We start from the raw sequence: 20,106 nt of genomic DNA on the forward strand, positions 1-20,106 counted from the left end.
GGGACGAGGCGCCGCCCGCGGAGCCGGACCGGCCGTCCGGCCCGGAGCAGGCCCCGGCCCCGGCCCAGGCCCCGGTGCCCCCGGTCGCTGACGGCCCGGACTCGGTGCCGATGCAGCTGGAGCAGCTGATTCTGGACTCCGGCCGCCAGTACACCCCCTTCCAGGCGGCCCGGCAGGCGGGCGTGTCGATGGAGCTGGCCTCCCGCTTCTGGCGGGCCATGGGCTTCGCCGACATCGGCCAGTCGCGGGCGCTGACCGACGCCGACGTGATCGCCCTGCGCCGGCTGGCCGGGCTGGTCGAGGCGGGGCTGCTGAGCGAGACCATGGCGATCCAGGTGGCCCGCTCCACCGGGCAGACCACGGCCCGGCTCGCGGAGTGGCAGATCGACACCTTCCTGGAGCACCTCACCGCCGCCTCCGAGCCCGGGCTGACCCGGGCCGAGGTGGCGTACCCGCTGGTCGAGCTGCTGCTGCCGGAGCTGGAGCAGTTCCTGGTGTACGTCTGGCGGCGGCAGCTGGCGGCGGTGACCGGGCGGGTCGTCCAGGCCGCCGAGGACGTCGACATGCAGAGCGGCCGGCTCGCGGTGGGCTTCGCCGACCTGGTCGGCTTCACCCGGCTGTCGCGCCGGCTGGAGGACGAGGAGCTCGGCGAGCTGGTCGAGAACTTCGAGATCACCTGCGCCGACCTGGTCGCCGGGCGCGGCGGGCGGCTGGTGAAGACCCTCGGCGACGAGATCCTCTACGTGGCGGACGAGGCGGCGACCGCCGCCGACATCGGCCTGGCCCTGGTGGAGACGCTGGGCAAGGACGACTCCATGCCGGCGCTGCGGGTGGGCATGGCCTTCGGCGCGGTCACGACCCGGATGGGCGATGTCTTCGGCACCACGGTGAACCTCGCCAGCCGGCTGACCTCGATCGCGCCCAAGGACGCCGTGCTGGTGGACGGCGAGATGGCGGCGGCGCTGGAGCGCGAGTCGGTGGTGGCCCCGGCCGGGGCCGGGGGAGCGCTGGGGCTGCCGCCGGGCGCGGCCGACGCGCTGGCGGCGGTGGCCTCGGTCGGCATCGATCCGCAGGACCGCCCGGCCGAGGTGGACGAGGACGCGCTGCCGTACCGCTTCCAGCTGCAGCCGATGTGGCGCCGGCCGGTGCGCGGCCTGGGCCTGGTCGAGCCCTGGCTGCTGCGCCGCCGGTCTGAGGCGTCCGAGGGGTTCCGGGGCTGACACCGGCCCGGACATGTCCCCGGGAGCGATCCTTTTGTCCGGAATATCCCTAGGCTGAGGATTCGCGGGGCGGTCTGCCCCGCGCGGTCGGCCCGAGGCGGGTCCGGAGTGGGTCCGAGGTCGGTCTGCGGAGAGGCGGCAATGGGCGTGCAGGTCGGGAGCGAGCCGGCGGTCGACTCCGACGCCAGGCTGCGGGCGGTGGTCGGCCTGGCGCAGGCGATGTCCAAGGCGGAGACCCGCGGCGAGGCCGTGCAGGCGGCGGCGGTGCGGGCACGGCTGTCGCTGGACGCCGACATGGCCGCGGTCTCGGTCTGGGAGCGCGAGAGCGGGCGGCTGCGGGTCCTGGTCAACAACGGTCTGCTCGCCCCGGGCGAGGTGGAGCTGCCGGAGGACGAGGCGTACCAGCTGGCGGACTACCCGGAGATCGCCAGGTTCCTGGAGCAGCGGGGCCTCGGCGAGCCCTGGTCCGACGACGGCCTGCCCCGGGCCTGGCGGCAGACGGCCGAGGACGACGCCCCCGGCAACGGCCCGGCCTGCAGGGCGCGGGCGGCCTCGCTGCGCCGGCGCGGGCGCGGCAGCTGCCTGGTCGCCCCGGTGCTGCTGCGCGGGCGGGCCTGGGGCGAGCTGTACCTCGCCCGGACGCTGGGCCGCTCGCCGTTCACCGACGAGGAGGCGGCCTTCGCCACCGTGCTCGCCGCCCAGATCTCGGCCGGGCTGGCGCAGAGCGAGGAGCTGGAGGAGGTGCGCCGGCTGGCCTTCACCGACCCGCTCACCGGGCTGGCCAACCGCCGGGCCGTGGACGCCCGGCTGGACGCCGCGCTGGAGGCGCACCGCCGCGACGGCACCGTGGTCTCGCTGGTGGTCTGCGACGTCAACGGCCTCAAACGGGTCAACGACGAGCAGGGCCACGAGGTGGGCGACCGTCTGCTGGAACGTTTCGCCCACCAGCTCTCGATGTGCGGCGCCATGCTCTCCGGCAGCGTCGCCGGGCGGCTCGGCGGGGACGAGTTCTGCCTGGTGGCGGAGGGCGCCTCGGCGGACGAGGTGGTGCGGGTGGCCGAGGAGGTGTGCGCCCAGGCGCTCACCCTGGACATGGGCGAGGGGGTGGCCTGCGGCGTTGCCTCCACCGGCGACCCGATCGGCCCGGTGACCACCGCCGACCGGCTGTTCCGGCTCGCCGACGCGGCCCAGTACCGGGCCAAGTCCGGGCAGGCCGCGCACCCGGTGGTGGCGGGGCGCGGAGGGCTGCCGGACGCCACCGTGCGGCTGGCCGAGAACGGCGGCCCGCGCGGGGGCCGCCGCAACGAGCGGCGGCGCTTCCGCGGCGCCCGGCACAGCGCCGACCCGGGACAGCTGCTCTCGGCGGTGTTCGGCGCTCTCGACGAGGAGCAGCCGATCCGCCAGGTGCACCCGGCCGACACCGTCGGACGGCTGGAGCTGGTCGCCGAGACCACCTCCCGCATGCTGGATGCGGTGGCCTGGTGGATCTCCTACGTGCCGCCCGGCTCCGACCTGATGCGCACCGTCCACTACGGCGTCCGGCGGATGACCCGCGGCCCCGGCAGCATCCGGGCGCAGGCCCAGCGCGCCATGAACGAGGCCCCGGACGCCGTCTTCGACCTGCGCTCCTACCCGCTCACCGCCCGGGCCGTGCGCGGCAACGCCTTCAGCCTGCGCACCGGGGTGCCCGGCAACGACCCGGCCGAGGAGGCGGTGCTGCTGGTCGGCGGCTACCGGGCGGTGCTGGCGGCGGGCGGCAGCAACGCCGCCGGGGGCTGGCTGCTGGAGCTGTTCGCGGACGACTCCACCCTGCCGCTCTCGGCGCTCGGGCCCACCCTGCGCGCCGTGGTCGCCATCGCCCTCTCCGGCCCGGCCTCCCCGCCGTGACCGGCCCGACCGCCTTGAATGGCCCGGGCGCCGTGACCGGCCCGGGCGCCGTGACCGGTCAGTCGCCGTCCGGAGCGCTGATCCGCTCCGCGCCGGTGTAGACGTTGGCGCTGCGGTTGCGCAGGAAGCCGACCAGGGTCAGGCCGAGCTCCTCGGCCAGGTCCACCGCCAGCGAGGACGGCGCGGAGACGGCGGCCAGCATCGGGATGCCCGCCATCGCGGCCTTCTGGGTCAGCTCGAACGACGCCCGCCCGCTGACCATCAGCACATGGCCGCGCAGCGGCAGCCGCCCCTCGCGCAGCGCCCAGCCGACCACCTTGTCCACGGCGTTGTGCCGGCCCACGTCCTCGCGCAGGCACAGCAGCTCGCCGCCCGCGGTGAACAGCCCGGCCGCGTGCAGCCCGCCGGTGGAGTCGAACATCTTCTGCGCGGCCCGCAGCGCGTCCGGCAGCCCGTAGAGGGTGTCCGGGTCGATCCGCAGCCCGTCCGCCGCCAGGTCGTACGGGACCTTGGTGCGGATCGCCTCGATCGTCTCCCGGCCGCAGATGCCGCAGGCGCTGGAGGTCAGCAGGTTGCGGTGCAGGGTGGCGGGCGCGGCGGCGCGGTGGCGCAGCGCGGCGTCGATGACGTTGTAGGTGTTGACGCCCTCGTCGGTGGCGCCCGCGCAGTAGCGCAGCCCGGCCAGCCCGTCCGGGCCTGCGACCATGCCCTCGGCCACCAGGAACCCGGCGACCAGGTCGAAGTCGTCCCCGGGGGTGCGCATGCTGACGGTGAGCGCGGTCCCGTTGATCCGGATCTCCAGCGGCTCCTCGGCGGCCAGGCTGTCCGGGCGGACGCTGCGCTGCCCGTCCTGGAGGCGGACGGTACGGCGGCGTTCGGTCGCCCGGGCCATGGGTGCTCCTGCAAAAGGTGGGTCTGGTACGGCGGCAGCTCGACCCTACGCGTTCGTACGCCCGTACGGTGGTGTGGTGCACGGCACCTGCGCAGGCCGGTTGTCATACAGCCATTCATTTGATCTGATTCGGTATATGGATATGCACAACGTGGTGGATGACACTGTGGACTCCCTCGTCGTCGGCAAGGCCAACGTCGCCCCGGCCGATGTGATCGCCGTCGCCCGCGGCAACGCCCGGATCACCCTCTCCGAGGACGCCCTCGCCGAGATGGCGGGCTCCCGTGCCCGCATCGACGCCCTCGCGGCCGAGCCGCGCCCCGTCTACGGCGTGTCGACCGGCTTCGGCGCCCTCGCCGTGCGCCACATCGACCGCCCCCTGCGCGCCCAGCTGCAGCGCTCGCTGGTGCGCTCGCACGCGGCCGGTATGGGCCCGCAGGTCGAGCGGGAGGTCACCCGCGCGCTGATGTTCCTGCGGCTGAAGACCCTGGCCTCGGGCCGCACCGGCGTCCGTCCGGTCGTCGCCGAGACCATGGCCGCCATCCTCAACGCCGACATCACCCCGGTCGTGCGCGAGTTCGGCTCGCTCGGCTGCTCCGGCGACCTGGCGCCGCTGTCGCACTGCGCGCTCACCCTGATGGGCGAGGGCGAGGCGTACGGCCCGGACGGTGTGGTCCGCCCGGCCGGCGAGCTGCTGTCCGAGGCCGGGATCACCCCGGTCGAGCTGGCCGAGAAGGAGGGCCTGGCCCTCATCAACGGCACCGACGGCATGCTCGGCATGCTGGTCATGGCCATCGCCGACCTCGCCCGGCTGTTCACCACCGCCGACATCACCGCCGCCATGTCGCTGGAGGCGCTGCTGGGCACCGAGAAGGTGCTCCAGCCCGAGCTGCACGCCATCCGCCCGCACCCGGGCCAGGCCGCCAGCGCCGCCAACATGCTCAAGGTGCTCCAGGGCTCCGGGCTGACCGGCCACCACCAGGACGACGCGCCGCGCGTCCAGGACGCCTACTCCATCCGCTGCGCCCCGCAGGTCGCCGGCGCGGGCCGGGACACCCTCGCCCACGCCGAGCTGGTCGCCGACCGCGAGCTGGCCTCCGCCGTCGACAACCCGGTGGTGCTGCCCGACGGCCGGGTCGAGTCCAACGGCAACTTCCACGGCGCGCCGGTCGCCTACGTGCTGGACTTCCTCGCCATCGCCGCCGCCGACCTCGGCTCCATCGCCGAGCGCCGCACCGACCGGCTGCTGGACAAGAACCGCTCGCACGGCCTGCCGCCGTTCCTGGCGGACGACCCCGGCCTGGACTCCGGGCTGATGATCGCCCAGTACACCCAGGCCGCGCTGGTCAGCGAGAACAAGCGGCTGGCCAACCCGGCCTCGGTGGACTCCATCCCCTCCTCGGCCATGCAGGAAGACCACGTCTCCATGGGCTGGTCCGCCGCGCGCAAGCTGCGGACGGCCGTGGACAACCTGGCCCGCATCCTGGCCGTCGAGCTGACCGCCTCCGCCCGGGCCCTGGACATCCGGCTCGCCCTGGGCAGCGGCCCGCTCGCCCCGGCGACCGCCGCCGCCGTCGAGGCCGCCCGCGCGGCCGGCGTGGCCGGCCCCGGCACCGACCGCTTCCTCGCCCCCGACCTGGAGGCCGCCGCCCGGCTGGTCGCCGGCGGCGGCCTGGTCGCGGCCGTCGAGGCGGTCACCGGCCGCCTGGCCTGAGACCGGCCGGTCCGGTCCTTCGTCCCCGCCCCTTCCGTCGGCCGGGCGCCCGCCCGGGTGCCCGGCCGACGGATCAGGGTGTGGACGCCACTTGCCGACTCTGCATGGGCTCATGCAGAGTCGCAGCCCATGAGCGCTCGACAGGCGGCTCCGGCCGACGTGCTCCCGCCGGCGTGCTCCGGCCGACGCGCTCCCGTCACCGTGCTCCAGCCAAGTGAAAGGCAGGGTGTCCGACGATGAGTGCGACACCGCCCGCCATCGCCGAGGGCGTCACCCCGGGGCCGTCCGGGCGGCTGCTCAGCCTGTTCGACGGGCACCGGCTGACGCCCACGCAGCGGCGCATCGCCCACTGCCTGGTCCGGCACGCCGCCGACGCCCCGTTCCTCTCCAGCGTCGAGGTGGCCGAGCTGGCGGGCGTCAGCCAGCCCTCGGTGACCCGCTTCGCGGTGGCGCTGGGCTTCGACGGCTACCCGGCGCTGCGCCGCCGGCTGCGCGAGCTGGGGCCGGCCGATCCCGGCGACCCCGGCAACGGGCAGGAGACGGCGCGCGACGCCGTCCGCAACGAGCAGCAGCAGGCGGTGCTCTCCGAGATCGCCAACCTGCAGCACCTGGCGGCGGTGCTGGCCGACCCCGAGCCGGTGCTGCAGGCGGCCAGGCTGCTGGCGGCCTCGCGCCCACTGGTGGTGCTGGGCCTGCGCGCCGCCTCGGCCCAGGCGCACGGCTTCGCCTACTTCGCGGCCAAGGTCCACCCCGATGTCCGGCTGCTGGCCGAGGGCGGCACCATGGCGCTGGACCGGATCGAGCAGGCCGTCCAGGCGGGTGCGACCACGCTGATCTGCTTCGCGCTGCCGCGCCACCCGCGCGAGCTGGTCGAGATGCTGAGCGCCGCCAAGCGGGCGGGCCTGACCGTGATCACCGTCGCGGACAGCGCGTTCGCGCCGGTCGCCGAGCTGACCGACCTGATGCTGCCCGCCGCCGTCGGCTCCAGCCTGGTCTTCGACACCGCCTGCGCGCCGATGATGCTGGGCCGGGTGCTGCTCCAGGCCATGTGCGACGAGCTGCCGGACTCGGTGGCCCGGCTGGAGGCGTTCGAGACGGCGGCCGCCTCCCGGGGCCTGTTCGTCGGCTGAGGCCGCCGCCGCCCGGCCTGCCCCGCGTGCCGCCTCAGTCGTGGCCGGGGGCGGCGTCGGGCAGGCGCAGCGGGAGGCGCCCGGCCGGGGCGGTGTGGTGCGGGTGGGCGAAGTGCACCCAGCCCTCCGCCCGGCTGGTGCGGTCGTGGATGAACGTCCAGCCGCCGCTGCTCTGGCGGGTGGTGAAGCGGTCCCCCCGGTCCAGCCGCCCGACGACCGCCGAGGCGCCGTCCGGACGGGCGTGCAGCGGCAGCGCGTACAGCGGCACCCCGTACGGGCGGACGATGCGCCCGGGCAGGCCCCGCTGCCGGACCGCGGGCTCCGGCAGGCTGCGGGTGCCCGCGCTGCCCAGCCCGAGCAGGCCCACGCCGTGGACGTCGGCCAGCCGCGCCGCGTCGGCGTGCGGGGCGGCCCCGGTGGTGCGCCCCGCCGTCTGCCCGGCGTCCTGCGCGGCCAGCCCGGCCTCGTTCTGCGAGACGCTCTGCGCGGCCTGTGCGGTGGCCTGGTCGGAGCCGGGGGCCGGGGCGGCCGCCGCCGCGGGCCCGGCGAGGGCGGCCAGCACCGCGAACGCTGCCGCGGTGAGCGCCGGGGCGGCGACCAGACGCAGTCGGACATCTGACATGGCTTCAACTCTCCCGTGACGACGAACGGTCTCCGCCAGGAGAACTGCCGGGGCCGACCGGTGATGCCCGTAGCCCGGCCGGTTCACCCGAATCGCCGGGCGCGCGGCCCCCGGGAGCGCCCCTCCCGGCCTCCGGTGCGCGCCCCACGGGCCCCACGCGCCCCCGGCGCCACGCCGGTTGCGGGTTTCACCCGGTTCTCACGGATCGGGGCTAAGGTCCCGCCAGTTGCAGGCACAGCGAGAGCTTCCATACGTCAGGAGGTCAGGGATGCGTGGTACGTATGCGCGGGCCCGGGTGGTGGTCATCCGCGGCGCTGTCGCCCGCGCGCTGATGTGGGCCGGGCTGGTCGGCGCGGCGGCAGGGCTGCTGGAGCCGACCCTGACCGGCCGCCGGCACGGCGGGCTGATCGGCATCGGCCTGTTCGTCCTCGCCGCGCTCGGCGGGCTGCTGGGCCGCCGCCGCTGGTACGCCCGGCGCGCGCGGGAGGCGGCCAAGGCGCCGTTCGCCGTCACGCTGGAGCCGCCGCGCGAGACCCGGCTGCGGATGGCCCGGATGAACAGCCTGTGGCTGCTCCTCGGCGCGATGCTGACCTGCGCGCTCGGCCTGGTCGCCGGTCCGGCCGCGGGCCTGCTGGTCTTCGGCTACGGCTTCGGCATGCAGCTGGCGGTGTGGTCGCAGGCCCGCTGGGAGCGCGCCCACGAGACGCTGCTGTGGGCCCGCACCGAGGACGGCCGGCTGCTCGGCCGCCGCAGCCGGATCGGCGAGCTGGCCTTCACCGGCCCGGCGGCCGGCTACGTCCGCCCGGTGGTGCGCGGAGCGGCCCGGCGCTACGCCCGGGGCTAGACCGGTCCGACGGGCGGCGGGCGCACCACCGGGAGGGCTCCGGGGTGCGCCCGCACCGCGTCCTGCCCCGCCCCGCAGGCGCGCGCCGCAGCACGGGCGCTTCGAACGGCATATCGTCCATATCTGTATGAAGAACACCATAAGCCGCCATCCGGCTCTGGCGGCGTCCCCGATGATTGAGTATCTTCAAGGGACGCAAGACTGAATGGATGTATCCATGAGGAGGTCGGGAGAGTCATGACGCAGCAGCAGAGCGGCCCGCGCACGGTTCGGGCTGCGCGGGGCACCGCGCTCACCACGCAGGGCTGGCAGCAGGAGGCCGCGCTGCGGATGCTCATGAACAACCTCGACCCCGAGGTCGCCGAGCACCCCGACAAGCTCGTCGTCTACGGGGGCACCGGCAAGGCCGCCCGCGACTGGCGCTCCTTCGACGCCATGGTCCGCACCCTGGAGACGCTCAAGCAGGACGAGACCATGCTGGTCCAGTCCGGCCGCCCGGTCGGCGTGATGCAGACCCACGAGTGGGCCCCGCGGGTGCTGCTGGCCAACTCCAACCTGGTCGGCGACTGGGCCAACTGGGAGGAGTTCCGCCGCCTGGAGCACCTCGGCCTGACCATGTACGGGCAGATGACCGCCGGCTCCTGGATCTACATCGGCACCCAGGGCATCCTCCAGGGCACCTACGAGACCTTCGCCGCCGTCGCCGCCAAGAAGTTCAACGGCACCCTGGCCGGGACGATCACCCTGACGGCCGGCCTCGGCGGCATGGGCGGCGCCCAGCCGCTCGCGGTCACCATGAACGACGGCGTCGCCATCTGCATCGACTGCGACCAGTCCCGGATCACCCGCCGGATCGAGCACCGCTACCTGGACGTCGAGGCCAAGAACCTCAAGCACGCCCTGGAGCTGGCCGTCGAGGCCCGCGACCAGCGCAAGCCGCTCAGCATCGGCCTGCTCGGCAACGCCGCCGAGCTTGTCCCGCAGCTGCTGGCGATGGACGCGCCGATCGACATCGTCACCGACCAGACCAGCGCCCACGACCCGCTGGCCTACCTGCCCGTCGGCGTCGACTTCGCCGACATGGCCTCCTACGCCGTCGAGAAGCCGGCCGAGTTCACCGACCGCGCCCGCGAGTCCATGGCCAGGCACGTCGAGGCCATGGTCGGCTTCCAGGACAAGGGCGCCGAGGTCTTCGACTACGGCAACTCCATCCGCGGCGAGGCCAAGCTGGCCGGCTACACCCGGGCGTTCGACTTCCCCGGCTTCGTCCCCGCCTACATCCGGCCGCTGTTCTGCGAGGGCAAGGGCCCGTTCCGCTGGGCCGCGCTCTCCGGCGACCCCAAGGACATCGCCGCCACCGACAAGGCCATCCTGGAGCTGTTCCCGGAGAACGAGTCGCTGGCCCGCTGGATGAAGATGGCCGGCGAGCGCGTCCACTACCAGGGCCTGCCCGCCCGCATCTGCTGGCTCGGCTACGGCGAGCGCGACAAGGCCGGCGAGCGCTTCAACCAGATGGTCGCCGACGGCACCGTCTCCGCGCCGCTGGTCATCGGCCGCGACCACCTCGACTGCGGCTCGGTCGCCTCCCCCTACCGCGAGACCGAGGCCATGCTCGACGGCTCCGACGCGATCGCGGACTGGCCGCTGCTCAACGCCATGGTCAACGTCGCCTCCGGCGCGTCCTGGGTCTCCATCCACCACGGCGGCGGCGTCGGCATCGGCCGCTCCATCCACGCCGGGCAGGTCACCGTCGCCGACGGCACCGCGCTGGCCGGCGAGAAGATCCGCCGGGTGCTCACCAACGACCCCGGCATGGGCGTCATCCGGCACGTGGACGCCGGCTACGACATCGCCGCCGACGTCGCCACCGAGCGCGGCGTGCGCGTCCCGATGCGCGAGGGCGAGTAAGACGTGACCGACAGGGCTCCCGCGCCGTGGGAGGAGCAGCTCGGCCCGGCCGCCGACGGCTACCGCCGGATGTGGGCCGAGCTGCTCCCCGCCGGGCGCTACGACGCGTCCGGCGGCTACCGCAGGCACGCCTGGACCTCCGCCGACGCCGAGTGCCGGGCCTGGTTCGCCGAGCAGGCCGCCGCCCGCGGCCTGGCCTACGAGGTGGACCGCAACGGCAACCAGTGGGCCTGGTACGGCGATCCGCACGGCGAGGGCGCCATCGTCACCGGCTCGCACCTGGACTCGGTGCCGGACGGCGGCGCCTACGACGGCCCGCTGGGCGTGGTCTCCTCGTTCGCGGCGCTGGACGCCCTGCTGGAGCGCGGGGCAACTCCCGTGCGCCCGCTGGCGCTCACCAACTTCGTGGACGAGGAGGGCGCCCGCTTCGGCGTCGCCTGCGTCGGATCGAGGCTCAGCGCAGGTGTGCTGGCGCAGGATCAGGCGTACGCGCTGCGGGACGCCCAGGGCGTGCGGCTGCCCGACGCCATGGAGGCGGCCGGGCAGGACCCGTCGACCCTGGGCGAGGACGCCGAGCGGCTGTCCCGGGTCGCCGCGTACGTCGAACTCCACGTCGAGCAGGGCCGGTTCCTGGCGGACACCCCGCACCCGGTGGGGGTCGCCTCGGCGATCTGGCCGCACGGCCGCTGGCGGTTCGACTTCCACGGCGAGGCCAACCATGCGGGCACCACCCGCCTGGAGGACCGCCGCGACCCCATGCTGAGCTACGCCACCACCGTCCTCGCGGCCCGCAAGAAGGCCCGGCTGCACGGCGCGCTGGCCACCTTCGGCAAGGTCGCCGTCGAGCCCAACGGCACCAACGCCATCGCCTCGCTGGTGCGCGGCTGGCTGGACTCCCGCGCCGCCGACGAGGCCACCCTGACCGCGCTGGTCGAGGAGATCGCCCAGGCCGCCCGCGAGCGCGCCGAGCGCGACGGCGTGCGCGCCGAGGTGGTCCGCGAGTCCTACACGCCGGTGGTCGACTTCGACGCGCCGCTGCGCGACCGGCTCGCCGCCCGGCTCGGCCCGGGCACCCCGGTACTGCCGACCGGCGCGGGCCACGACGCGGGCATCCTCTCCGCCGTGGTGCCCACCGCCATGCTGTTCGTCCGCAACCCCACCGGGGTTTCGCACTCGCCCAGCGAGAGCGCCGCCGAGACCGACTGCCTGGCCGGGGTCGCCGCCCTGGCCGACGTCCTGGAGGAGCTGACATGCAGGTAGCCGCGCAGCCGGACGGCTCGTTCTGGGCCCCGTACGCCTGGATCGACCCGGTCGTCGAACGGGACGTCCTGATCACCGTCGCGGACGGCCGGATCACCGCCGTCACCCCCGACAGCGGCCCGGCCCCCGCCGGGGCCGCCGTGCTCACCGGCCTGGCCCTGCCCGGCATGGCCAACGCCCACTCGCACGCCTTCCACCGGGCCCTGCGCGGCTCCGTCCAGGTCGGCAGCGGCACCTTCTGGACCTGGCGGGACGCCATGTACCGGGTGGCCGACCGGCTCGACCCGGACAGCTACCTGGCGCTGGCCACCGCCGCCTACGCGGAGATGGCCCTGGCCGGGATCACCGCCGTCGGCGAGTTCCACTACCTGCATCACGGCTCCGGCGGCCGCCGCTACCAGGACCCCAACGCCATGGGCGAGGCGCTGATCGAGGCCGCCGCCCGGGCCGGGATCCGGATCACCCTGCTCGACACCTGCTACCTCTCGGCGGGCTTCGGCGAGCCCCCCAACCAGCACCAGCAGCGGTTCAGCGACGGCGACGCCGACGCCTGGGCGGCGCGCGCCGGCGAGCTCAAGCCCCGCGCGCACGCCCGGGTGGGCGCGGCCGTGCACTCCGTGCGCGCCGTCCCGGCCGACCAGCTGGCCACCGTCGCCGCCTGGGCCGACGAGCGCCGCGCCCCGCTCCACGTCCACCTCTCCGAGCAGGTCGCCGAGAACGACGCCTGCCTGGCCGCGCACGGGGTCACCCCGACCCAGCTGCTGGCCGCGCACGGCGTGCTGGGGCCGCGCACCTCCGCCGTCCACGCCACCCACCTCACCGACGCCGACATCCACCTGCTCAGCGCCTCCTCCACGGTCATCTGCATGTGCCCGACCACCGAACGCGACCTCGCCGACGGCATCGGCCCGGCCCGGCGGCTCGCCCACGACGGCTGCGCCATCTCGCTCGGCAGCGACAGCCACGCCGTGGTCGACCCGTTCGAGGAGGCCCGCGCCCTGGAGCTGAACGAGCGGCTGGCCACCCAGCAGCGCGGCCACTGGACGGCGGCGGCGCTGCTGCGCGCCGCGACCGAGGACGGCCATGCCTCCCTCGGCTGGCCCGAGGCCGGACGGCTCGCCGCGGGCGCGCTGGCCGACTTCTGCACCGTCGCCCTGGACACCCCGCGCACGGCAGGCCCGGCCCCGGTGCTCGGCGCCGAGACGGCGGTGTTCGCCGCCACCGCCTCCGACGTGCGCGATGTCGTGGTCGGCGGGCGCACGGTCGTCCGCGACGGCGTCCACGCCACCGTCCCCGCCGTCGGCGAGGCCCTCGCCGCCGCGATCGCCGCCGTGACGGTCTGACCGACCGCCCGGCCTTCCGACCGCGCAGCAGCACCGGCGCCCGCGCCGGACCGACCGCCACCCCCCACCCCGGAGCGATCCATGAGCCGCCGCAGCACCCTCCTCACCAACATCGGCAGCCTGGTCACCAACGACCCGGCCGTGGACGGCTCGCCGCTGGGCCTGCTGACCGACGCCGCGGTGGTCGTCGAGGGCGACCGGGTCGCCTGGGTGGGCGCGGCCCGCTCCGCGCCGGAGGGCACCGACGAGGCGGTGGACGCCGGGGGCCGGGCCGTCGTCCCGGGCTTCGTGGACTCCCACGCGCACCTGGTCTTCGCCGGGGACCGCACCGCCGAGTTCAACGCCCGGATGTCCGGCCGGGCGTACACCGCCGGCGGCATCCGCACCACCGTCGCCGCCACCCGCGCCGCCACCGACGCCGAGCTGGACGCCAACGTGGCCCGCTTCGTCCGCGAGGCCCTGCGCCAGGGCACCACCGTGCTGGAGTGCAAGTCCGGCTACGGCCTCACCGTCGAGGACGAGGCCCGGGCGCTGCGCGTGGCCGGACGTCACACCGACGAGGTGACGTACCTGGGGGCGCACGTCGTCGCCCCCGAGTACGCCGACGACCCGGCCGGCTACGTCGACCTGGTCACCGGCCCGATGCTGGACGCCTGCGCGCCGCACGCCCGCTGGGTGGACGTCTTCTGCGAGCGCGGCGCTTTCGACGGCGACCAGGCCCGGGCCGTGCTCGCCGCCGGAGCCGCCCGCGGCCTGGTGCCGCGGGTCCACGCCAACCAGCTCACCGAGGGCCCCGGCGTGCAGCTGGCGGTCGAGCTGGGGGCCGCCTCCGCCGACCACTGCACCCACCTCGGCGACGCCGACGTCACTGCCCTGGCCTCCTCGGACACGGTGGCCACGCTGCTGCCCGGCGCGGAGTTCTCCACCCGCGCCGTCTACCCGGACGCGCGCCGGCTGCTGGACGCGGGCGCGACCGTGGCCCTGTCCACCGACTGCAACCCCGGCTCCAGCTTCACCACCTCCGTGCCGTTCTGCATCGCCGTCGCCGTCCGCGAGATGGGGATGACCCCGGACGAGGCGCTGTGGGCCGCCACGGCGGGCGGCGCCGCCGCCCTGCGCCGCACCGACGTGGGCCGGGTCGCCGTGGGCGCCCGCGCCGATCTGGCCCTGCTGGACGCCCCCTCGCACGTCCACCTCGCCTACCGGCCCGGCGTCCCGCTGGTCTCGGCGGTCTGGCGGGCCGGTGTCCGCGAGGTCTGAACCGCCCTGTTCGACGGAGCGGCAGCTCCGGCGCACTACGATCAGCGCATGACCCGTGTACTGCTCGCCGAGGACGACATCGCCATCTCGGAGCCGCTGGCACGCGCGCTCCGCCGGGAGGGCTACGAGGTCGTGGTACGCGAGGACGGCCCGTCCGCGCTCGAAGCCGGCCTCGAGGGCGGCAACATCGACCTGCTGGTCCTGGACCTCGGGCTGCCCGGCATGGACGGCCTGGAGGTCTGCCGACGGCTGCGCGCCGAGGGCCACGGCTTCCCGGTGCTGGTGCTCACCGCCCGCGCCGACGAGGTCGACACCGTCGTCGGCCTGGACGCCGGGGCCGACGACTACGTCACCAAGCCCTTCCGCCTGGCCGAGCTGCTGGCCCGGGTCCGGGCCCTGCTGCGCCGCGGCAGCGTGGACCTCACCACCGGCGCGCACGGCGTCAAGATCGACATCGAGTCGCACCGGGCCTGGATCGGCGAGGAGGAACTCCAGCTCTCCGCCAAGGAGTTCGAACTGCTCCGGGTCCTGGTCCGGGACGCCGGCCGGGTCGTCACCCGCGAGCAGATCATGCGCCAGGTCTGGGACACCACCTGGTGGACCTCGACCAAGACCCTCGACATGCACATCTCCTGGCTCCGCAAGAAGCTCGGCGACGACGCCGCCAGCCCCCGCTACATCACCACCGTCCGCGGCGTCGGCTTCCGCTTCGAGAAGAGCTGAGCCGGTTCCGTGAAGCGCAGGCTGATCAACGCCACGCTGTCCGTCGTCCTGGTCGTGGTGGCGCTGTTCTGCGTGCCGCTCGGGCTGGTCGAGAAGCGCAGCATCGAGGGCAACGCCCAGGGGCTGGTCACCGCGGAGGCGCAGCACCTCGTCGGCGTGGTGGAGAACCGGATCGTCGCGGGCGAGCCCATCGACTCCGAGTCGCTGTCCGGCCTGGCCGACCAGAACGCCCAGCGCTACGCCGTGGTGACCGTCCCCGGGCAGGCGCCGATCGTCCTGGGCACCCGGCCCTCCGGGGACGATCCGCTGACCGCGCGGGCCACCGGGGCCCACGGCGAGCGGGCGCTGGTGCAGCAGTCCCGGCAGCCGCTGGACCGCGAGATCCGGGCGATGCTGCTGCTGCTCGTCGGCGTCACGCTGCTGACGGTGGTGGCCGCCGCGCTGCTCGCGGTCTGGCAGTCCCGGCGGCTGGCGCAGCCGCTGGTCGACCTGGCCGAGACCGCCGAGCGGCTCGGCTCCGGCGACCCCCGGCCGCGCCAGCGCCGCTACGGCATCGTGGAGCTCGACCGGGTCGCCGAGGTGCTGGACTCCAGCGCCGAGCGGATCGCCCGGATGCTGACCGCCGAGCGCCGGCTCGCCGCCGACGCCTCGCACCAGCTGCGGACCCCGCTGACGGCGCTGTCCATGCGGCTGGAGGAGATCGCCGAGACCGACGACCTGGACACCGTCCGGGAGGAGGCCGCGATCGCCCTGGTGCAGGTGGAGCGGCTGACCGACGTCGTCCAGCGGCTGCTGACCAACAGCCGCGACCAGCGCAACGCCTCGGCGGTCGCCTTCGACCTGGACGAGGTGATCAAGCAGCAGGTCGAGGAGTGGCGCCCGGCGCTGCGCCGCTACGGCCGCACCCTCTACCTGGAGGGGCCGCCCGGCATCCAGGCCATCGGCACCCCGGGCGCGGTCGCCCAGGTGCTGGCGGCGCTGATCGAGAACTCGCTGATGCACGGGGACGGCTCGGTCACCATCCGCACCCGGGTGCGCGGCAGCTCGGCGGTGCTGGAGGTGCAGGACGAGGGCGTGGGCGTCCCCAGTGAGCTGGGCGCGCGGGTCTTCGAGCGCGCCGTCAGCGGCCACAACTCGACCGGCATCGGCCTGGCCGTCGCCCGCGACCTGGCCGAGGCGGACGGCGGCCGACTGGACCTGCTGTCCCAGCGGCCGCCGGTGTTCGCGTTGTTCCTCGGCCGCCAGGTCGAGGACTGAGCGGCACAGCCTCGGCCGCCAGGTCGGGGACTGAGCGGCACAGCCTCGGCCGCCAGGTCGGGGACTGAGCCCGGCTCCCGGGGGCGCCTCGCCCGTCAGGCCCGGCGCCCGGGGGCGCCTCGCTCGTCAGGCCCGGGGGTGCCGAACTGCTCGGCCGGGGCGGCCTGCGCGGCGGGCGCGGCCGCGGGGGCGGGCGCCTGCTCGGCCAGGATCTGCTCCGCCTGGGTGACGGAGCCCGCGCCGGTGAAGACGAAGGTGCGGTACGCCCAGAAGCGGAACAGCGTGGCCACGCCGATGCCGATCATGGTGAACAGCAGCGCCAGCGACTTCTGGTGCAGGTCCAGGCCGTAGGTGAGGGCGTAGAGCACGGCGTTCTGGATCACCAGGCCGAAACCGCTGAAGATCAGGAACAGGGTGATCTCGCGGGCCCGGGTCTGCGCGTCGGCGTCGCGGTACACCCAGTACCGGTAGCCGATGTAGTTGGTCCCGATGGCGATCAGCGTGGCGATGATGTTGGCCCGCACGGTCGCGCCCGGCATGACGTCCAGCAGCACGGTGAGCGCGAGCATCTGGATGACCACGCCGACTATCCCGACGACACCGAACTTCGCCATCTCGTTCGCCAGGCGGCGGAGGATGCCGGGTGCGGGTGCCGACTCGTTGGGGCTCATGTGGGTCCGTCTCTTCGGTGGCTCTGGGAGCGCTGGACATGCTAGCCCCGTACCTACCGCCGCGCGGGGCCGAGGCGTGCACATCTCATGTGACTCTCAAGCAAGCCATAGGTCGTACGCCCCGCTACCTCGTCAGCGTAGTCGGAGCCGGGGCGGCCCACCCACCCGAAGCATCCGCCCGGTGCCGGGGCTTCACCGCCGCCCTTACCTTGCGGGGCCGTGCGGGCAGCGGCTGGCCTGCGGGAATCCGCCGCCCGGGAGCCGGATATCCTGCAGGTGTGACTTTTCCAGCGGTCGGCATCATCGGAGGCGGGCAGCTCGCCCGTATGGCCCATCAGGCGGCGATCCCGCTCGGCATCAGGACGCGGCTCCTGGCGGACACCCCGCAGGACTCCGCCTCCCTGGTCGTCGGTGACGTGGTCCTCGGCGACTACCGGGATCTGGACACCCTGCGCCGGTTCGCGGCTGGGTGCGACGTGGTCACCTTCGACCACGAGCACGTCCCCACCGAGCACCTGCGGACGCTCCAGGCCGAGGGCGTCGTCGTCCGCCCCGGCCCGGACGCGCTGGTGTTCGCGCAGGACAAGGGGCTGATGCGGGCCAAGCTCGACTCGCTCGGCGTGCCCTGCCCCCGGCACCGGCTGGTCGCGGACCCGGCCGACGTGGCCGCCTTCGCCGCCGAAGGTGCCGAGGGTGCCGAGGGTGCCGAGGGTGACGGCGGCTGGCCGGTGGTGCTGAAGACCACCCGCGGCGGCTACGACGGCAAGGGCGTGTGGGTCGTCCACGACCAGGCCGAAGCCGCCGAGCCGTTCCGCGCGGGCGTGCCCGTGCTCGCGGAGGAGAAGGTGGACTTCGTCCGCGAGCTGGCGGCGGACGTCGTCCGCTCCCCGCACGGGCAGGCCGTGGCCTACCCGGTGGTCGAGTCCCTGCAGAAGGACGGCATCTGCCACGAGGTCACCGCCCCCGCGCCCGAGCTGAGCCCGGAACTGGCGGCGCAGGCCCAGGCGCTGGCGCTGCGCATCGCCGGCGAGCTGGACATCACCGGCCACCTCGCGGTCGAGCTGTTCGAGACCCGCGACGGCCGCATCCTGGTGAACGAGCTGGCCATGCGCCCGCACAACTCCGGCCACTGGTCCATCGACGGCGCGGTGACCTCGCAGTTCGAGAACCACCTGCGGGCGGTGCTGGACCTGCCGCTCGGCGATCCGCGCCCGCGCGCCCGCTGGACGGTCATGGTGAACGTCCTCGGCGGCGACTACCCCGACATGTACCGCGCCTACCTGCACTGCATGGCCCGCGATCCCGGGCTGCGGGTGCACATGTACGGCAAGGACGTGAAGCCCGGACGTAAGGTGGGCCACGTCACCGTGTTCGGCGACGACTTGGACGACGTCCGGGAGCGGGCCCGGCACGCGGCCGCGTACCTGCGCGGCGACATCACCGAGTGACCGGTGCCGGGCGACCGGCGCCGAGTGGCCACGTACGTAGTTGAGGGGTACCAGCGTGAGGGGTAGCAGCGAATGAGCGAGCAGCCGCTGATCGGCATCGTCATGGGGTCCGATTCCGACTGGCCGGTGATGGAGGCCGCCGCACAGGCACTCGACGAGTTCGAGGTCGCCTACGAGGTGGACGTGGTGTCCGCGCACCGGATGCCGCGCGAGATGGTCGCCTACGGCGAGCAGGCCGCCGGGCGCGGCCTGAAGGCCATCATCGCGGGCGCGGGCGGCGCGGCCCACCTGCCCGGGATGCTGGCCTCGGTCACCACGCTGCCGGTCATCGGCGTGCCGGTGCCGCTGAAGTACCTGGACGGCATGGACTCGCTGCTGTCGATCGTGCAGATGCCCGCGGGCGTGCCGGTCGCCACCGTCTCGGTCGGCGGCGCGCGCAATGCCGGGCTGCTCGCCGTCCGCCAGCTGGCCGCCTTCGACGCCGACCTGGCCGAGCGGATGGCCGCCTTCCAGCAGGAGCTGAACGCCCAGGCCACCGCCAAGGGCAAGAAGCTGCGGGCCAAGGTCAGCGGCGGCAGCGCCTTCGGCTTCGGGGGCTGAGCGGGTGAGCCGGCCTGCCGCCGCCGCCACCGACCGTGCTCCCGAACTCCTGGCCCGGGCCCGGGAGCTGCTCGCCGAGTACCCGGTCGTGGACGGTCACAACGACCTGCCCTGGGCGCTGCGCGGCCAGGTCGGCTACGACCTCGACCGGCGCGACATCGCCGCCGACCAGAGCGCCTACCTGCACACCGACCTGGCCCGGCTGCGGGCCGGGGGCGTGGGCGCGCAGTTCTGGTCGGTGTACGTGCGCAGCGACTACGCCGGGGACCGGGCGGTCAGCGGCACCCTGGAGCAGATGGACTGCGTCCGGGCACTGGCCGCGCGCTACCCGGAGCACCTGCGGCTGGCGTTCACCGCCGACGACATGGAGGCGGCCCGCGCCGAGGGCCGGATCGCCTCGCTGATGGGCGCCGAGGGCGGGCACTCCATCAACAGTTCGCTCGCCACCCTGCGCGCCCTGTACGCCCTGGGCGTGCGGTACATGACCCTCACCCACAACGACAACCTGCCGTGGGCGGACTCCGCCACCGACGAGCCGGTCGCGGGCGGGCTGACCCGCTTCGGCGAGGAGGTCGTCCGGGAGATGAACCGGCTCGGCATGCTGGTGGACCTCTCGCACGTCTCCGCCGACACCATGCGGGCGGCGCTGCGGGTCACCCGCGCGCCGGTCCTGTTCTCGCACTCCTCGGCGCGCGCCGTCTGCGACCACGTCCGCAACATCCCGGACGACGTGCTGGAGCAGCTGCCCGGCAACGGCGGGGTGGCCATGGCGACGTTCGTGCCCAAGTTCATCCTGCCCGAGGCCATCGCCTGGACCCGGGCCGCCGACGCCAACATGATCGCCCACGGGCTGCACCCGCTGGACACCACGCCGGAGGCGATGGCGGTGCAGCGCGCCTTCGAGGCCGCCGAGCCGTGCCCGGCCGCCACCGCGGCGACCGTCGCCGACCACCTCGACCACATGCGCGAGGTCGCCGGCGTCGACCACATCGGCATCGGCGGCGACTACGACGGGACGGCCTTCACCCCGCAGGGCCTGGAGGACGTCTCCGGCTACCCCAACCTGATCGCCGAGCTCCTGGGCCGGGGCTGGTCCCGGGCCGACCTCTCCAAGCTGACCTGGAGCAACGCCGTCCGGGTGCTGCGCGACGCCGAGAGCGTGGCGGCGGGCCTGCGGGACACCCCGCCCTCGATCGCCACCATCGGCCGGCTCGACGGCACGGACCCCGCCGAGGGCTGAGGCCGGGCCGGACGGGTGCCCGCCGGGCGTCCGCCGTGGGCCTTCCCGTCGTCCCCGTTCCGCCTGCTGACCAGCGGCGCAGGGGGC

17 protein-coding genes are annotated in these 20,106 nt (G+C 74.8%); 14 read left to right on the forward strand and 3 right to left on the reverse strand.

Translation table 11 applies throughout. The annotated features are described in order from the left end of the window. Positions 1-110 precede the first annotated feature (110 nt). Both GXW83_RS05365 and GXW83_RS05370 read left to right on the forward strand, forming a co-directional pair. Complete coding sequence (locus tag GXW83_RS05365; protein WP_370466862.1) at positions 111-1,220, forward strand: adenylate/guanylate cyclase domain-containing protein; 1,110 nt, start codon at positions 111-113, stop codon at positions 1,218-1,220. Positions 1,221-1,361: 141 nt separating this feature from the next. Then, entirely contained in the window at positions 1,362-3,107 is a 1,746-nt protein-coding gene (locus tag GXW83_RS05370; RefSeq protein WP_370466561.1) for a GGDEF domain-containing protein, read from the forward strand. Between the two features lie 58 nt (positions 3,108-3,165). Here the strand turns inward: GXW83_RS05370 and fdhD are convergent, their stop codons facing one another. Beyond that, positions 3,166-3,999 (reverse strand): formate dehydrogenase accessory sulfurtransferase FdhD, encoded by an 834-nt coding sequence (fdhD, locus tag GXW83_RS05375; RefSeq protein WP_182441755.1) that lies wholly within the window; start codon positions 3,997-3,999, stop codon positions 3,166-3,168. Between the two features lie 166 nt (positions 4,000-4,165). Between fdhD and hutH the strand changes: the two genes are divergently transcribed. Further along, positions 4,166-5,713: a histidine ammonia-lyase gene (hutH, locus tag GXW83_RS05380; RefSeq protein ID WP_182447097.1), complete on the forward strand. Its 1,548-nt coding sequence runs from the start codon at positions 4,166-4,168 to the stop codon at positions 5,711-5,713. A 236-nt stretch (positions 5,714-5,949) separates the two neighbouring features. After that, positions 5,950-6,843, forward strand: a complete 894-nt coding sequence (locus GXW83_RS05385; protein ID WP_182441756.1) for a MurR/RpiR family transcriptional regulator — start codon at positions 5,950-5,952, stop codon at positions 6,841-6,843. Between the two features lie 34 nt (positions 6,844-6,877). On the opposite strand, the gene GXW83_RS05390 is transcribed toward GXW83_RS05385, so the two are convergent. Further along, positions 6,878-7,465 (reverse strand): SH3 domain-containing protein, encoded by a 588-nt coding sequence (locus GXW83_RS05390; RefSeq protein ID WP_182441757.1) that lies wholly within the window; start codon positions 7,463-7,465, stop codon positions 6,878-6,880. Positions 7,466-7,733: 268 nt separating this feature from the next. Between GXW83_RS05390 and GXW83_RS05395 the strand changes: the two genes are divergently transcribed. The 7 genes from GXW83_RS05395 to GXW83_RS05425 all read left to right on the forward strand — a co-directional run bounded on the left by GXW83_RS05395 (position 7,734) and on the right by GXW83_RS05425 (position 16,060). Continuing rightward, complete coding sequence (locus GXW83_RS05395) at positions 7,734-8,309, forward strand: hypothetical protein (protein ID WP_182441758.1); 576 nt, start codon at positions 7,734-7,736, stop codon at positions 8,307-8,309. A 237-nt stretch (positions 8,310-8,546) separates the two neighbouring features. Further along, positions 8,547-10,217 (forward strand): urocanate hydratase, encoded by a 1,671-nt coding sequence (gene hutU / locus GXW83_RS05400; RefSeq protein WP_182441759.1) that lies wholly within the window; start codon positions 8,547-8,549, stop codon positions 10,215-10,217. 69 nt (positions 10,218-10,286) lie between these two features. Further along, complete coding sequence (locus GXW83_RS05405; protein ID WP_182447098.1) at positions 10,287-11,477, forward strand: allantoate amidohydrolase; 1,191 nt, start codon at positions 10,287-10,289, stop codon at positions 11,475-11,477. Next, positions 11,468-12,820: a formimidoylglutamate deiminase gene (locus tag GXW83_RS05410; RefSeq protein WP_182441760.1), complete on the forward strand. Its 1,353-nt coding sequence runs from the start codon at positions 11,468-11,470 to the stop codon at positions 12,818-12,820. The genes GXW83_RS05405 and GXW83_RS05410 overlap by 10 nt, the downstream gene beginning before the upstream one ends. Before the next feature lie 81 nt (positions 12,821-12,901). Continuing rightward, complete coding sequence (hutI, locus tag GXW83_RS05415) at positions 12,902-14,080, forward strand: imidazolonepropionase (RefSeq protein WP_182441761.1); 1,179 nt, start codon at positions 12,902-12,904, stop codon at positions 14,078-14,080. 48 nt (positions 14,081-14,128) lie between these two features. Continuing rightward, a complete protein-coding gene (locus GXW83_RS05420; RefSeq protein WP_182441762.1) occupies positions 14,129-14,803 on the forward strand; it encodes a response regulator transcription factor in 675 nt (224 codons plus the stop codon). 9 nt (positions 14,804-14,812) lie between these two features. Next, positions 14,813-16,060 (forward strand): HAMP domain-containing histidine kinase, encoded by a 1,248-nt coding sequence (locus GXW83_RS05425; RefSeq protein WP_182441763.1) that lies wholly within the window; start codon positions 14,813-14,815, stop codon positions 16,058-16,060. A 95-nt stretch (positions 16,061-16,155) separates the two neighbouring features. Here GXW83_RS05425 and GXW83_RS05430 read toward each other — a convergent pair whose 3' ends face one another. Further along, positions 16,156-16,731 carry a GtrA family protein gene (locus GXW83_RS05430; protein WP_182441764.1) on the reverse strand — a complete coding sequence of 192 codons (576 nt, stop codon included), beginning with the start codon at positions 16,729-16,731 and terminating at the stop codon, positions 16,156-16,158. A 278-nt stretch (positions 16,732-17,009) separates the two neighbouring features. Here GXW83_RS05430 and GXW83_RS05435 point away from each other — a divergent pair, with 278 nt between their 5' ends. From GXW83_RS05435 to GXW83_RS05445, 3 genes are all read left to right on the forward strand, one after another. Next, positions 17,010-18,179: a 5-(carboxyamino)imidazole ribonucleotide synthase gene (locus tag GXW83_RS05435; protein ID WP_182441765.1), complete on the forward strand. Its 1,170-nt coding sequence runs from the start codon at positions 17,010-17,012 to the stop codon at positions 18,177-18,179. Positions 18,180-18,251: 72 nt separating this feature from the next. Beyond that, positions 18,252-18,779, forward strand: coding sequence for a 5-(carboxyamino)imidazole ribonucleotide mutase (gene purE / locus GXW83_RS05440; RefSeq protein ID WP_182441766.1), 528 nt, complete (start codon positions 18,252-18,254; stop codon positions 18,777-18,779). Positions 18,780-18,783: 4 nt separating this feature from the next. After that, the gene (locus GXW83_RS05445) at positions 18,784-20,019 is read left to right on the forward strand and encodes a dipeptidase (RefSeq protein WP_182441767.1); all 1,236 of its coding nucleotides are present in this window, start codon (positions 18,784-18,786) and stop codon (positions 20,017-20,019) included. Positions 20,020-20,106: the final 87 nt, after the last annotated feature.

The organism is Streptacidiphilus sp. PB12-B1b (genome assembly GCF_014084125.1).
Taxonomy (GTDB): Bacteria; Actinomycetota; Actinomycetes; order Streptomycetales; family Streptomycetaceae; genus Streptacidiphilus.

What these genes read in the sequence shown, in the direction of transcription:
- GXW83_RS05365 (WP_370466862.1), top strand. Translation starts at nt 111, where the DNA reads ATGCAGCTGGAGCAGCTGATTCTGGACTCCGGCCGCCAGTACACCCCC.
- GXW83_RS05370 (WP_370466561.1), top strand. Translation starts at nt 1,362, where the DNA reads ATGGGCGTGCAGGTCGGGAGCGAGCCGGCGGTCGACTCCGACGCCAGG.
- fdhD (WP_182441755.1), bottom strand. Translation starts at nt 3,999, where the DNA reads ATGGCCCGGGCGACCGAACGCCGCCGTACCGTCCGCCTCCAGGACGGG.
- GXW83_RS05385 (WP_182441756.1), top strand. Translation starts at nt 5,950, where the DNA reads ATGAGTGCGACACCGCCCGCCATCGCCGAGGGCGTCACCCCGGGGCCG.
- GXW83_RS05390 (WP_182441757.1), bottom strand. Translation starts at nt 7,465, where the DNA reads ATGTCAGATGTCCGACTGCGTCTGGTCGCCGCCCCGGCGCTCACCGCG.
- GXW83_RS05395 (WP_182441758.1), top strand. Translation starts at nt 7,734, where the DNA reads ATGCGTGGTACGTATGCGCGGGCCCGGGTGGTGGTCATCCGCGGCGCT.
- hutU (WP_182441759.1), top strand. Translation starts at nt 8,547, where the DNA reads ATGACGCAGCAGCAGAGCGGCCCGCGCACGGTTCGGGCTGCGCGGGGC.
- GXW83_RS05405 (WP_182447098.1), top strand. Translation starts at nt 10,287, where the DNA reads ATGTGGGCCGAGCTGCTCCCCGCCGGGCGCTACGACGCGTCCGGCGGC.
- GXW83_RS05410 (WP_182441760.1), top strand. Translation starts at nt 11,468, where the DNA reads ATGCAGGTAGCCGCGCAGCCGGACGGCTCGTTCTGGGCCCCGTACGCC.
- hutI (WP_182441761.1), top strand. Translation starts at nt 12,902, where the DNA reads ATGAGCCGCCGCAGCACCCTCCTCACCAACATCGGCAGCCTGGTCACC.
- GXW83_RS05420 (WP_182441762.1), top strand. Translation starts at nt 14,129, where the DNA reads ATGACCCGTGTACTGCTCGCCGAGGACGACATCGCCATCTCGGAGCCG.
- GXW83_RS05430 (WP_182441764.1), bottom strand. Translation starts at nt 16,731, where the DNA reads ATGAGCCCCAACGAGTCGGCACCCGCACCCGGCATCCTCCGCCGCCTG.
- purE (WP_182441766.1), top strand. Translation starts at nt 18,252, where the DNA reads ATGAGCGAGCAGCCGCTGATCGGCATCGTCATGGGGTCCGATTCCGAC.